This window comes from Banduia mediterranea, assembly GCF_031846245.1.
GTDB lineage: Bacteria > Pseudomonadota > Gammaproteobacteria > Nevskiales > Nevskiaceae > Banduia > Banduia mediterranea.
This window is the reverse complement of sequence record NZ_JAVRIC010000002.1, coordinates 129,747-142,725: the sequence shown is the minus strand read 5'-3', so window position 1 is coordinate 142,725 and position 12,979 is coordinate 129,747. Positions and strand designations below refer to the sequence as shown.

At 66.0% G+C, this 12,979-nt stretch carries 12 protein-coding genes; 11 read left to right on the top strand and 1 reads right to left on the bottom strand.

Annotated elements, in window-relative coordinates; genetic code table 11:
* Positions 1–2 precede the first annotated feature (2 nt).
* The 11 genes from RM530_RS02170 to RM530_RS02120 all read left to right on the top strand — a co-directional run bounded on the left by RM530_RS02170 (position 3) and on the right by RM530_RS02120 (position 12,408).
* Positions 3–413 carry a Zn-ribbon domain-containing OB-fold protein gene (locus tag RM530_RS02170; RefSeq protein WP_311363562.1) on the top strand — a complete coding sequence of 137 codons (411 nt, stop codon included), beginning with the start codon at positions 3–5 and terminating at the stop codon, positions 411–413.
* Positions 403–1,554, top strand: a complete 1,152-nt coding sequence (locus RM530_RS02165; RefSeq protein ID WP_311363561.1) for a thiolase family protein — start codon at positions 403–405, stop codon at positions 1,552–1,554. Before RM530_RS02170 ends, RM530_RS02165 begins: the two co-directional genes overlap by 11 nt.
* A 36-nt stretch (positions 1,555–1,590) precedes the next feature.
* Entirely contained in the window at positions 1,591–2,496 is a 906-nt protein-coding gene (locus RM530_RS02160; protein WP_349256156.1) for an SDR family NAD(P)-dependent oxidoreductase, read from the top strand.
* A 10-nt stretch (positions 2,497–2,506) separates the two neighbouring features.
* Entirely contained in the window at positions 2,507–3,370 is an 864-nt protein-coding gene (locus RM530_RS02155) for a MaoC/PaaZ C-terminal domain-containing protein (RefSeq protein ID WP_311363559.1), read from the top strand.
* Between the two features lie 54 nt (positions 3,371–3,424).
* Positions 3,425–3,853 carry a PaaI family thioesterase gene (locus RM530_RS02150; RefSeq protein ID WP_311363558.1) on the top strand — a complete coding sequence of 143 codons (429 nt, stop codon included), beginning with the start codon at positions 3,425–3,427 and terminating at the stop codon, positions 3,851–3,853.
* 27 nt (positions 3,854–3,880) lie between these two features.
* On the top strand, positions 3,881–4,681 hold the full coding sequence (locus RM530_RS02145; RefSeq protein WP_311363557.1) for an enoyl-CoA hydratase/isomerase family protein: 801 nt from the start codon (positions 3,881–3,883) through the stop codon (positions 4,679–4,681).
* Positions 4,682–4,686: 5 nt separating this feature from the next.
* Complete coding sequence (locus RM530_RS02140; RefSeq protein WP_311363556.1) at positions 4,687–5,847, top strand: acyl-CoA dehydrogenase family protein; 1,161 nt, start codon at positions 4,687–4,689, stop codon at positions 5,845–5,847.
* Between the two features lie 90 nt (positions 5,848–5,937).
* Positions 5,938–7,101 (top strand): acyl-CoA dehydrogenase family protein, encoded by a 1,164-nt coding sequence (locus RM530_RS02135; RefSeq protein WP_311363555.1) that lies wholly within the window; start codon positions 5,938–5,940, stop codon positions 7,099–7,101.
* The gene (locus tag RM530_RS02130) at positions 7,101–8,315 is read left to right on the top strand and encodes a CaiB/BaiF CoA transferase family protein (protein ID WP_311363554.1); all 1,215 of its coding nucleotides are present in this window, start codon (positions 7,101–7,103) and stop codon (positions 8,313–8,315) included. Before RM530_RS02135 ends, RM530_RS02130 begins: the two co-directional genes overlap by 1 nt.
* Before the next feature lie 87 nt (positions 8,316–8,402).
* Entirely contained in the window at positions 8,403–9,638 is a 1,236-nt protein-coding gene (locus RM530_RS02125; protein ID WP_311363553.1) for a DUF445 family protein, read from the top strand.
* A 151-nt stretch (positions 9,639–9,789) separates the two neighbouring features.
* Complete coding sequence (locus tag RM530_RS02120; protein ID WP_311363552.1) at positions 9,790–12,408, top strand: winged helix-turn-helix domain-containing protein; 2,619 nt, start codon at positions 9,790–9,792, stop codon at positions 12,406–12,408.
* Between the two features lie 169 nt (positions 12,409–12,577).
* Here the strand turns inward: RM530_RS02120 and RM530_RS02115 are convergent, their stop codons facing one another.
* A complete protein-coding gene (locus RM530_RS02115; protein WP_311363550.1) occupies positions 12,578–12,895 on the bottom strand; it encodes a 2Fe-2S iron-sulfur cluster-binding protein in 318 nt (105 codons plus the stop codon).
* Positions 12,896–12,979 lie beyond the last annotated feature (84 nt).

Sequence of the window (12,979 nt, the reverse complement as noted above, 5' to 3'; positions counted from 1 at the left end):
CCATGAACGACGTCCTTTTCACCGGACCCGGCCCTGATGCCCTGTTCGCCGAGCGCCTGGCGCAGGGCCGCTTCGAGATCCAGCGCTGCGACGCCTGCGGCCGGCACGTATTCATGCCGCGCGTGCTGTGCCCGCATTGCGGCGCCGCTGCGCTGTCCTGGGTCGCGCCCAGCGGCGGCGCCACGGTCTATTCGACTACCACGGTGCGGCGCCGGGCCAAGCAGGGCGGCGATTACAACGTCTCGATCATCGCGCTCGACGAAGGCCCGCAGCTGATGAGCCGCGTCGAGGGCATCGCGCCGGACGCGGTGCGCATCGGCATGCGCGTGTGCGCCGGGATTCTCCGAAGCGACGGCCACGCGGTGCTCGTTTTCCGCCCCGAGGCAGCAGCTGGAGGTAGCCATGACGCATAAGCTGCGCGGTTCGGCGGCCATCGTCGGCGTGGGGCTGGGCGGCGTGCCAATGACGCCGGGTCGCACTGCGCTCGAGATTCTGGGCGAGGCCGTGCACCGTGCGCTGGCCGACGCAGGACTGCGTCTGGGCGACGTGGACGGCGTGTTCACCGGTTCGTCCTACCACTTTCTCGCCGGGCTCTCGGTTCCGGAGTACCTGGGCCTGCGACCGAAGTTCGTCGACTCCACGATGGTCGGCGGCTCGTCCTTCGTCGGCCATCTGCTCAACGCGGCGCTGGCGCTGGACGCCGGGCTGTGCGACGTGGCGCTGATCTGCTACGGCAGCAACCAGGGCAGCGGCCTGGGCAAGCTCAAGTCGATGAGCGAGGAGCAGCCGTACGAGGCGCCGTACCAGCCGCGCTATCCGGTCTCCAGCTACGCGCTGGCCGCGGCGCGACACATGCACGAATACGGCACCCGGCGCGAGGACCTGGCGGAAGTCGCGGTCGCGGCGCGGCGCTGGGCGCAGCTCAACCCCGAGGCGCTGCGGCGCGAGGCGCTGACGATCGACGAAGTGCTGGCGGCGCGCATGGTGTCCGACCCGCTGTCGGTGCTCGACTGCTGTCTGGTCACCGACGGCGGCGGTGCCGTGATCCTGGTGCGGGCCGAGCGCGCACGCGACTTTCCGAAGGCGCCGGTCCACGTGCTGGGCTGCGCCGCAGCGACCTGGCACCGCCAGATCGCCTGCCTGCCCGATCTGAGCACCACCGCCGCCGCCGAGTCCGGCCCGCGCGCGTTCGCCATGGCCGGCGTCAAGCCGGCGGACGTCGACGTGGTCGAGCTCTACGACGCGTTCACCATCAATACCATTCTGTTTCTCGAAGACCTCGGCTTCTGCGCCAAGGGCGAGGGCGGAGCTTTCGTCCGCGGCGGCGCTATCGCGCCGGGCGGGCGCCTGCCGGTCAACACCAACGGCGGCGGCCTGTCCTGCTGCCACCCGGGCATGTACGGCATCTTCACCGTCGTCGAAGCGGTACGCCAGCTGCGCGGTGAGTGCGGCGAGCGCCAGATTCGTGGCGCCGAGCTGGCCGTGGCCCACGGCAACGGCGGCGTGCTGTCGAGCCAGATCACGGCGGTGCTGGGCACCGCCGCCACCCTGTGAGCCTCCAAGGAGAGCATTTTGATGAGCACTGAGAAAATGATGGAAGGCAAGGTGGCGATTGTCACCGGCGCCGGCCGCGGCATCGGCCGCGACATGGCCCTGCTGATGGCGGCCGAGGGCGCGGCCGTGGTCGTCAACGACCTCGGCGTGTCGGTGGACGGCGGCGAATCCGGTGAAACGCCCGCTGCAGAAGTGGTGCGCGAGATCGAGAGCCGCGGCGGCCGCGCGGTCGCCAGCTACGACAGCGTGTCGGACTGGGTGGCGGCGGGTCGCATCGTGCAGTGCGCGATGGACAGCTTCGGGCGCATCGATGCCGTGGTCAACAACGCCGGCATCCTGCGTGACCGCTTCTTCTTCAACATGAGCGTCGACGAGTGGCGCGCCGTGATTGACGTGCACCTCAACGGCAGCTTCTACGTATCGCGCGCCGCTGCGCCGCATTTCAAGACGCAGAGCTCGGGCGCCTACGTGCACATGACCTCGACCTCGGGTCTGATCGGCAACTACGGCCAGGCCAACTACGGTGCGGCCAAGCTCGGCATCGCCTCGCTGTCCAAACAGATCGCGATGGACATGAAGCGCTACAACGTGCGCTCCAACTGCATCTCGCCGTTCGCCTGGAGCCGCATGATCGGCTCGATTCCCACCGAGACCCCGCAGCAGCAGGCGCGCGTGGAGAAGCTCAAGAAAATGGAGGCCGGAAAGATCGCGCCGATGGCGGTGTTCCTGGCCAGCGACGCCGCGCACGAGGTCAGCGGGCAGATCTTCGCGGTGCGCGCCAACGAGATCTTCCTGATGAGCCAGCCACGGCCGCTGCGCGGCATCCACCGCGGCGAGGGCTGGACGCCGCAGACCATCGCCGAGCACGCGCTGCCGGCGCTCAAGTCCAATTTCTACCCGCTCGAAACCTCCGGCGAAGTGTTCTCCTGGGATCCGGTCTGAGCAGCCGGCCATGGAATTCGACTACCAGCGGCTGCTGAACTGGCCGATCCCGGAGGTCCGCCAGCGCTACACGGTGCGCGACACGATGCTCTACGCCCTGGGCGTGGGCCTGGGCGCGGATCCGCTGGACGCCGGTCAGCTCGGCTTCGTCTACGAGGACGGGCTGCAGGTGCTGCCGACCTACCCGGTGGTACTCGGTTATCCCGGCTTCTGGATGAAGGAGCCCGGCACCGGTATCGACTGGGTGCGTCTGGTCCACGGCGAGCAGGGCATCGTCATCCACAAGCTGCCGCCGCCCGAAGGCGAGGTGATCGGGCGCACACGCATCACCTCGATCATCGACAAGGGTGCCGGCAAGGGCATGCTGGTGTATACCGAGCGCAGGCTCACCGACGCCGCCACCGGCGAGCTGCTCGCCTCCCTGCCCAGCACCACGTTCTGCCGCGGCAACGGCGGTTTCGGCGGTCCGACGGGCCCGGTGCCGCCGGTGCATGCGCTGCCGGATCGCGCCCCCGACCGCTCGATCGAGCTGCCGACGCTGCCGCAGCAGGCGCTGCTGTATCGCCTGTCCGGCGACTACAACCCGCTGCACGCCGAGCCGAAGGTAGCGCAGGCGGCAAAGTTCGAGCGGCCGATACTTCACGGGCTGTGCACGCTGGGCGTGGCCGGGCACGCGCTGCTCAAGGCCGCCGGCTACGTGCCCGAGCGCCTGGCGGCGATCCACGCGCGCTTCACCGCGCCGGTATATCCCGGCGATGTGCTGACCACCGACATCTGGCAGGACGGTGCCGTTTGGTCGTTCCGCACGCGTGTGGCGGCACGCGACAACACCGTGGTGCTCGGCAACGGGCGTGCCGTGCTGCACGCGGCCTGAGCGCGCCCGAGCGCAATGGCCGTCATTCATTCGTCAAGAAGAGGAGTGCCTAGCATGTCCCAAACCGACCCCGGAGCACAGCTTGCTGCCCTGATCAAGATGTTTCCGCAGATCGGTTTCCAGAAGCTGCTCGGCATCGAGGTGCTCGAGGCTGCGGGAGACCGTGCCGTCGTGCGGCTGCCCCACCGCGCCGAGCTGTGCGGGGGCGGCAACGCGCTGCACGGCGGCGTCATTTCGAGTCTGATCGACCTTACCGGCGCGCTGTCGGCTTGGTGCGGGCATGATCCCGCGCGTGGTATGAAGGCCTCCACCGTGACCTTGACCGTCAACTACATCGGCGCTGCCCTGGGCGAGCCCATCCGAGCGATCGGCAACGTGCGGCGGCGAGGTAAGGAACTGATTTTTTGCGACGTGGAAGTCTTCGAAGACACCGCGGCGGCCCGTCTGGTAGCCACGGGTACGATGGTCTACCGCATCGTTTGACCCCCACAATTTCTCTGGAGGAACAGCGTGAACTACAGCGATTTCGAGTTCTTGAAGTTCGAGCACCGCGCCAACGGCGTGCTGGTCATTACCATCGCTCGGCCGGAGGTGATGAATGCCACCAATGCCCGACTGCACTGGGAGCTGACCAAGATCTGGCAGGTCGTCAACGACGATCCCAAGACCAGGGTTGCGGTCATCACCGGAGCCGGTGATCGCGCATTTTCTGCCGGCGGCGATCTGGAGTGGATCAGCAACATGGTGGGCAACCCCAAGGAAATCGCGGTGGTGATGCAGGAGGCCGCGGACGTGGTTTACAGCATCATGAATTGCGAAAAGGTCGTCATCTCCGCCATCAACGGCGTGGCGGTCGGTGCGGGTCTGGCGGTGGCGATGCTCGCCGACATCAGCATCATGGCCGAAGAAGCCAAGATCACCGACGGGCACGTCAAGCTCGGCGTCGGCGCGGGCGACCATGCCGCCATCGTCTGGCCGCTGCTCTGCGGCATGGCCAAGGCCAAGTACTACCTGCTCACTGCGGAGTTCATCGACGGCAAGGAAGCCGAGCGCATCGGGTTGGTCAGCCAGTGCGTGCCGCGGGCACAGTTGATGGAAAAGGCGCTGTCCGTCGCCGACAAGCTGGCCGCCGGCAGTCAGCCGGCCATCCGCCTGACCAAGCGCTCGCTCAACGGCTGGATGAACATGGCGCGGCCGATCTTCGAGAGCTCGCTGGCCATGGAGATGCTGTGCTTCCTCGGCGACGACGCACCTGAAGGCGTCAAGGCCGTGCGTGAAAAGCGTGTGCCGAAGTTTCCCTCGGCGCAGTAGGCTCCATGGACTTCCGACTGACCGACGAGCAGCGCGCGCTGCAGGACGCCGCGCGCAAGTTCGCGCGCGGCGAACTCAGGGAGCTGGCGCGCGAACTGGAGGCGGAGCACGAGCCGGTGCCCGACGCCTGGCTCAAGCGCTACGCGGAAATGGGCTTCCTGGGCATCAACGTCGCCACGCAGTACGGCGGGCTGGGGTTGGGCAATCTCGAAGCGCTGATCGTCATCGAGGAGTTCGCCAAGGTCTCGTCGGCAGTGGCGTTCCCGGTGTTCGAGAGCAGCGTCGGACCGGTGCGGGCGATCGAGCACTTCGCGCCGGAGAGCCTGCGCCAGCACGTGATTCCGCGCGTCTGCCGCGGCGAACTGGTAGTGGCGGTGGCGATGAGCGAGCCGGACGCGGGCTCGGCCCTCACCGACCTGCGGACCACGGCCCGCGCGGACGGCGAGGGCGTGGTGGTCAACGGCCTGAAGCGCTGGTCCTCCGGCGGCGGCCATTCCGGCGGCTACGTGGTCTACGCGCGCATGTCCGAGGCACCCGGAGCGGCCGGCATCGGCGCGGTCTATGTCGAGAAAACGCAGACCGGCGTGAGCTTCGGTGCGCGCGAGACCCTGATGGGTTTTCGCGGCATCCCCAGCGCCGACATCATTCTGGACGATGTGCGCGTGCCGACGGACCACATCATCGTGCCGGCCGGGGGCTTCAAGAAGCTGATGGAGGCCTTCGATCTTGAGCGCTGCGGTAACTCGACCATGTGCCTGGGTCTGGCCGCCGGCGCGCTCGAGGACGCACTGGCCTACGTGCAGGAGCGCCGGCAGTTCGGCAAGCCACTGGTGGATTTCCAGGCGGTGCAGCTCAAGCTCGCCGAGATGGCGATGAACGTCGAGGCGGCGCGCCTGCTGATCTACCGAGCGGCGCAGAATGCCGAGCATGGCCTGCCGTCGATGCTGGAGTCCAGCCTCGCCAAGTGCTTCGCCAACCAGATGGTGCGCGAGGTCTGCGGCCACGGCCTGCAGGTCATGGGCGCCTATGGCTATTCCCGGCAGTACCCGATGGAACAGCGCCTGCGCGACGGCTGGGGCTGGGGCATCGCCGGGGGCGCCATCGACATCCAGAAAACCAATATCACCTCTGCTTTGGTCGGGCGCCGCTTCAACCAGCGCGGGTGACCCGCCGGATCTCTCCCCCACTGCCCGGGCACCCAAGACAACGCCGCGGACCCCGGGCTTCCTTGAATCGAGAATCGAGGTAACAGCACCATGGATTTCGAGTTGAGCAGCGAGCAGCGCATGATTCTGGAATACGGCGACCGTGTGGCACAGGAATTCGACCGCCGCTACTGGATGAGCTATGCGGAAAAGCACGAATCGCCCAAGGAACTGTTCGAGCGGATCGCCGCAGACGGCTTTCTCGGTCTGATGGTGCCGGAGGCCTACGGCGGCGGCGGCCAGGGTATGCTGGAGATGGCCCTGTTCATGGAGGGGCTGTCCAACAACGGCATCCCGCTGCTGAGCCTGGTCGTCAGCTCGACGATGTCCCTGGCCCTGATCGCGATGCACGGCAGCGAGGAACAGAAGCAGAAGTACCTGCCGGCGGCCTGCCGCGGCGAGATCAAGTTCTGCTTCGCCATCACCGAGCCCAATGCCGGCTCCAACACCATGGAGATCACCACGTTGGCGCGGCGCGACGGCAAGGGTTTCCGGCTCAATGGGCAGAAGACCTTCATCACCGACGCCGACACCTCCGACTACGCGCTGGTGGTGGCCCGTACGCGGGCGCACGACGAGGTCGAGCGCAAGACCGACGGCTTTACGCTGTTCATCCTCGACATGAAGAAGCAGGGCGTCGGCAAGACCGTGATCCCGGTCAGCATCCCGATGCCGGAGTCGCAGTGGATGCTGTTCTTCGACGACGTCGAGTTCGACGAGGCCGACGTGCTGGGCACGGTAGACAAAGGTTTCACGATCCTGTTCGACACACTCAACCCCGAGCGGATTATCTTGAGCGCGCTGTGTGTCGGCATCGGGCGGTATGCGTTGCGCAAGGCGGTCGAATACGCCAATGAACGCAAGGTGTTCAACAAGGTGCCGATCGGCGCCTACCAGGGTTTGCAGCATCCGCTGGCGATTGCCCACGCCGAAGTCGAAATGGCGGGCCTGATGACACACAAGGCTGCCTGGAGCTTTGACCGACGCCTGCCGGCAGGCGAATACGCCAACATGGCCAAGTACGCTGCGGCCGAAGCGGGCATCCACGCCGTTGACGCGTCGATTCAGTGCTTCGGCGGCAACGGCTTCACCAAGGAATACGGCATGTTCGATCTCTACCCGATGGTGCGCCTGCTGCGCACCGCGCCACTCAATCGCGAGATGGTACTTAACTACATCGGAGAGAAGGTCTTGGGCCTTCCGCGCTCCTACTGATGGGCTGGCCCCCCTTCCCGGTCCGTGGAGGCTCCCTGAGCGGCCTGAAGGTACTTGACCTGTCGCGGGTGCTGGGCGGTCCGTATTGCACCCAGATCCTGTCTGATCACGGCGCCGACGTGATCAAGGTCGAGCCTCCCGGCGGCGACGAAACCCGGACCTGGGGGCCGCCGTTCGTCGACGGCACCGCCTCGTATTTCATCGGCGTCAACCGCAACAAGCGCGACATCGCGCTGGACCTGTCGAAGCCGCAAGGCCGCGAGGTGGTGCTGCGCCTGCTCGCCGAGGCCGACGTACTGGTGGAGAACTTCAAGACCGGTACGATGGAGAAATGGGGGCTGGGTTACGAGGCAATGCTGCGAGACCGCTTTCCCCGCCTGATCTACTGCCGCGTGTCAGGCTTTGGCGCGGATGGACCGCTGGGTGGTGCACCGGGATACGACGCCGTTGCCCAGGCGATCGGTGGCCTGATGAGCATCAACGGCGACCCGGCCAGCGGGCCGACTCGCATCGGCATCCCCATCGTCGATATGGCGACCGGGCTCAACGCCGTGATCGGTATCCTGCTGGCGCTGGCGGAACGGCAGCGTTCGGGTGTTGGCCAGTTCGTTGACACGACCCTGTTCGATACCGCCGTCGGCCTGCTGCATCCGCACGCGGCAAACTGGTTCGTCAACGGTCAGGTGCCGGCCTTGGTCGGCAGCGGACATCCCAATGTTGTTCCCTACGACAAATTCAGCACCCGGAGCGGCGATATTTTTCTGGGCATCGGCAACGACGGGCAGTTTCGCAAGTTCTGTGAATTCGTCGGCGTGCCGGAGCTTGCGACCGACCCACGCTACGTCGGCAACGCGCAACGCAACCGCAACCGGGAGACGCTGCGGGCCTCAATCGAAGGACTGCTGGCGCAGCATGATGCCGCGGCGCTTTGTGAATCGCTGCTCAAGGCCGGCGTACCCGCAGGGTCAGTGAATCAACTGCCGCAGGTGCTCGAACACCCGCATACGCGGCATCGCGAGATGGTCGTCGCGCTCGAAGGCGGGCAGCGCGGTCTGGGCGTTCCCGTCAAGCTCTCGCGCACGCCGGGCAAGGCACAGGCGGCCGCGCCCAGCCTCGGACAACACACGCGCGAGGTGCTGGCGGCACTGGAGTACTCCCCGACGCAAATTGACGGTCTGATCGATGCGCGGATCGCCCTTTGCGGTACACCATGACCTGACCAAGCTGGGTATGCTACTCGGTTCGATAGGTGCGGCATTTGCGCCCAAGCGCCTCGGAATCCGCATGATTTTGGAGAGTCAATGAACCTTTCGGGGCTGGTTGCCGAGTTGCAGGAGAACTTGTGGGTTTATCTCGCGATCCCTTTGGTCGCCGGGATGGTCGGCTATGTGACCAAGTCCCTGGCCGTGCAGATGATTTTTCGGCCGCTGGAGTTCGTCGGCATCCGGCCGTGGCTCGGCTGGCAGGGCATCCTGCCGCGCAAGGCGGAGAAGATCGCTGCGCTGTCGGCGGATCTCATGGCCTCCCGCCTGCTCGACTCCAACGAGCTGTTCGAGCGCCTGGATCCGGACCGGATGATGCTGGAGTTGCAGAAGCCGCTGATGCGGGCGTCCGAGTCGCTGATACGCGAGATCGGTGAGAGCTACTTCCCTGGGTTCTGGACGCGGATGCCGCTGTCCTGGCGACGCCGGCTGATCGAGCGCTACCAGAGCGAGATTCCGGGCATCGTGGTCGAGTCCTGGAATTCGGCGTCCGGCAACGTTACCGAGTACTTCGACATTCGCCGCGTGGTGACGGAGAACCTGATCCGCGACAAGGCCAAGCTCAACGAGATTTTCTGGCGTGTCGGCGGGCCGGAACTGCGCTTTTTCCGCAACATCGGCTTCTGGTTCGGCCTGGGCATCGGTCTGGTGCAACTGGGCTGCTGGATTACCTGGCACGAGCCGCTGCTGATGCCCCTGTTCGGTGGCCTGATCGGTTTCGTGAGCGACTGGGTGGCCCTGCAGTTGCTGTTCAGGCCGCTGTATCCCAAGAAGATCATGGGATTCACTGTCCAGGGCAAGTTCCTTGCGCGCCAGGACGAGGTGGCCCGTGAGTACGCAAGCCTGATGGCCAACGAACTGTTGACGCCGGCCCACATGATCGAAGAGCTGCTGCGCGGGCCGGCGCTGGATCGCATCGTCGAGCTCGTGCACCGGCGGGTGCGTGATGCGATCGACGAACGGCTCGGCTGGACCCAGCCCGTGGTGGTCATGGCGTTGGGCCATGAACGCTACGAAGAGTTGCGCAAACTGGTGGCCCAGCGTATCGTCGATCTGATCCCGGAGGCGTCGAAGACGGTCGAGCAGTATGCGCTGGATGCACTGGACATCAATTCGACGATCCTGTCGCGGATGAACAAATTGTCCCCAGAGGAATTCGAATCGGTATTGCGCCCCGCCTTCAAGGAGAACGAGATGTTGGTCGTGATCGCCGGCGCCATCCTGGGCGCAGCGGTCGGCGAGCTTCAGGTCTTCTTGATGCTCGGGGGGCATTAGCCGGCGAGCCGCCCGACCGGCACTTGCCCGCCCCTGAGCTCCAGGGCTGCTGATCCACGGCATGCTTTCCGCCAAGCTCCACCCGCCTCAGACCGCCGCCGCGGTCATCGTCCGGTCCCGGCTGGATCCGCCTCAGAACTGGTGTGCAGGGTTGTGGCGGCTCGCTCTGTTCGCGGGGCCGGCCGGCTATGGCAAGACCACCGCCATGATCCGCTGGTACCGCCTGCTCGAAGCAGCGGGCGAACGCCTGGCATGGTTGGATCTGGACGATGCCGACAACGATCCGGTAAGGCTTGGCGCGCATCTTCTGGCCGCCGTGGAGTCTGCGACGGGCCGGTCCCCGGCTTGGTCCCTGCAGCCGGCCGGCGCTTTTGGCGGCGCTACGTCCAGTCGGTCGCTCGTCGACATACTGGTCAGCGCGCTGGCGTCCACCGAAGAACACGTCACAGTGTTTCTCGACGACCTCCACTTGATCTCGGAACCGTCGGCGCAGGAGCTGATCCTGCGGCTGCTGGCACGTGCGACGGACAACGTGAGCTTCGTGGTCGGCAGTCGTGGCCTGCCTGCGCTGGCTCTGAGCGAGCTGCGACTGCGCGGACGCCTGCTGGAATTCACTACGGACGTGCTCCGCCTTTCCGCTTCGGAGGGGCGGACGCTGATTGAGCGACAGGCCGGTCTGTCGCTCTCGCCAGAGGCCATCGAAGCCCTTCTGGAGCGGCTCCAAGGCTGGCCTGCCGGACTGCAGCTTGTGGCGGTATCCCTTCGCGACTGTCCGGAGCCCGACGACGTGCTGCGCGATTTCACCGGCAGCCACCGGCATGTCCAGGATTATTTCGGCGAGGCCGTGCTGTCCGCGCTGGACGCGGACAGTCGGGCCTTTCTGCTGGAAACCTCCGTGCTGCCACGTCTGTGTGCTGAGCTGTGCGGGGCCGTGACCGGCAGCATGCACAGCCAGGCGATGCTGGAGGTCTGCGAAGCACGCAACCTGTTCATTGTTCCCTTGGATCAGGAGCGGCGCTGGTGGCGCTACCATCCACTGTTCGCCGATTTTCTGCTGCGGCGTCTGGCCCATGAGAGCCCCGCCGCACCGGCGGCCCTGCGGGCCCGGGCGGCACAGTGGTTCGCTGGACAGGGCGACACCGAAACGGCGATTCCGCTGGCCCTTGACGCGGGTGACTGGTCGTCGGCCGCGGCCTGGATCGCCAGCTGTGCAGAGGAACTGGTGCGCCTGAGCGGCAGGCACGCCACGCTGCTGCGCTGGCTGCGCCGCCTGCCGGAGGCGCATGCCGAACGCTGGCCTCAGATCGGTCTCCAAAAAGCGTGGTCACTGAGCTTCGTACACCGTTTCGACGATTCGAAGCGCGAACTCGCTAGGCTGGAGCAGTACTGTGATCGGCATCCAGAAGCTTTCACGCCACGGATTCGGCGCGAGCTCGAACTGCAGAATCTGGCAAACGCCGCACTGGCGGATCGCGTCGAGGACATTCTCGAACGCAGCGAGCGTTGGTTGCGGAGCTATCCGTGCGCCGATGCTTTCGAAAAGGGCGTCGCGCACACCGCGCTCGGGTTCGCGTGCAAGTCCGTCGCCGACTACGAGCGCGGCATCACCGAGCTGCAGGCCGCCTGGCGCGCGTTTCTGAAAGCCGACGGGCATTACAGCATCGCCTGGACCGTCATGGTGCTGGCCACGCTGTACGCCAAGCAGGGCCAGCTGGAACAGGCGATGGCGGTCTGCCGCAGGGGGATGGTCCACGTCGAGCGCCATTTGGGGGTACGCTCCCATGCATTGTTCATGCTGCGGGCACAGATGGCGGCGATGTGCTACCAGCGCAACCGCATCGACGAGGCGAAAGGCCTGTTGGACTCGGCGCTGGTCCATCTGCGGGAGCAGAGTTCGGTCGACCCCCTGATCGCGGGCTACCAGACGATGGCCCGCATCCTGTGGCTGGAGGACCGCGGGGCCGACGCCTACGCCCTGCTCGACGAAGGGATGGAGTTTGCCGACGCCTCAGGCTTTCCGCGACTGTCGACCGAGCTGCGGATCGAGCAGTTCCGGCTCGCGCTGCGCGAGGGAGATAGCGGGCGCGCGCAGCACCTCGCGCAGCAGCTTCGGTGTCTGGACGGCGCCGCTGACGGCGCCGAGGCCAGGACCATCGCACGCGTCGTGGCCTGGGCCAACCTCGAGGCACGACTAGCGCTCGTGGACAATCGGCCCGAAGAGACACTGAACGCCGCAAACCGGGCGATTCGGCGTGCGCGTAGCCGCCGGCTGGCCTTCCGTTTCCTGGACGCCCTGATACTCCGGGCGCTGGCCTTGTCTGCCCTGGGCGAGGAACGTGAGGCGCGCCGCGCGCTGCACGAGGCGCTGGGCCTTGCTGCCAAGGAGCGCTATTTGAGGGTGTTTCTCGACGAAGGGGCGCGGGTCAAACGCCTGGCCTGCTCGATGCTGGAGAACCTGGAAGTCGGCGCCGCCGCGGCGGCGCCGACCAACCCTGAGCATGCCTTCCTGACGGAACTTGTCGCCGGCTTCGGTGGGGGCACGACGGCACCGACGGCGGTCGATGGTGAACGCCGGTGCGGTGAACTGAGTGCACAGGAGTTGCGCATTCTCGGTCTGGTGGCTTCGGGCCAGACCAACAAGGCCATCTCTCGGGCGCTGCTGGTGTCGGTCGGCACCGTGAAATGGCATCTGCACAACATCTACGCCAAGCTCGGCGCGCGCAACCGCACGGAAGCTGTGGCATGCGCGCGCGTGTTGAAGCTGCTTTAGCAGGCTGCGGATGGCACACGGATGTGTCAACGGCGATCAAATGCCTTAAACGCTTGATCGCCAGGCGCATAGAAAAGTCAAGTCTTTTCTGAGCGACCTGGAACAGTCCAGGGATGGGCTTTTTTCAGCAGCCAGTTTCAAGCGCACAGAGCCCCGTCCCGGGCGCGCTTCAGTGCTGCCCCATTGGTGTATGGACGACCAGGCCATCGAGCTCCGGGCTCAGGTGGATCTGGCAACCCAGGCGGGACCGTTCGTCGCGGTCGTCCATCATCTCGAGCATCATTTTTTCCTGATCACCCATCGTCGGCAGTCTGGGCAGCCAGGCGGGGTCCACGCGAACGTGGCAGGTGGCACATGCGCATTCACCGCCGCAGTCGCCGTCGATGCCCGGTATCGCGTTGTTCAGTGCGGCGTCGCGCAGGTTGGTGCCCGCCTCGACTTCGACGTCCCGTTGCGTCCCGTTGTAGTCGATGTATGTGATTTTCATTGTGGCTCCGTGAAAGAAAACGGCAGTCGGCGCCCTTGGGGCGATCATGCCTTTGAGGCCCTGCAGGCTTCGCTGTGGTGCCGG

What these genes read in the sequence shown, in the direction of transcription:
- RM530_RS02170 (WP_311363562.1), top strand. Translation starts at nt 3, where the DNA reads ATGAACGACGTCCTTTTCACCGGACCCGGCCCTGATGCCCTGTTCGCC.
- RM530_RS02165 (WP_311363561.1), top strand. Translation starts at nt 403, where the DNA reads ATGACGCATAAGCTGCGCGGTTCGGCGGCCATCGTCGGCGTGGGGCTG.
- RM530_RS02160 (WP_349256156.1), top strand. Translation starts at nt 1,591, where the DNA reads ATGATGGAAGGCAAGGTGGCGATTGTCACCGGCGCCGGCCGCGGCATC.
- RM530_RS02155 (WP_311363559.1), top strand. Translation starts at nt 2,507, where the DNA reads ATGGAATTCGACTACCAGCGGCTGCTGAACTGGCCGATCCCGGAGGTC.
- RM530_RS02150 (WP_311363558.1), top strand. Translation starts at nt 3,425, where the DNA reads ATGTCCCAAACCGACCCCGGAGCACAGCTTGCTGCCCTGATCAAGATG.
- RM530_RS02140 (WP_311363556.1), top strand. Translation starts at nt 4,687, where the DNA reads ATGGACTTCCGACTGACCGACGAGCAGCGCGCGCTGCAGGACGCCGCG.
- RM530_RS02135 (WP_311363555.1), top strand. Translation starts at nt 5,938, where the DNA reads ATGGATTTCGAGTTGAGCAGCGAGCAGCGCATGATTCTGGAATACGGC.
- RM530_RS02130 (WP_311363554.1), top strand. Translation starts at nt 7,101, where the DNA reads ATGGGCTGGCCCCCCTTCCCGGTCCGTGGAGGCTCCCTGAGCGGCCTG.
- RM530_RS02125 (WP_311363553.1), top strand. Translation starts at nt 8,403, where the DNA reads ATGAACCTTTCGGGGCTGGTTGCCGAGTTGCAGGAGAACTTGTGGGTT.
- RM530_RS02115 (WP_311363550.1), bottom strand. Translation starts at nt 12,895, where the DNA reads ATGAAAATCACATACATCGACTACAACGGGACGCAACGGGACGTCGAA.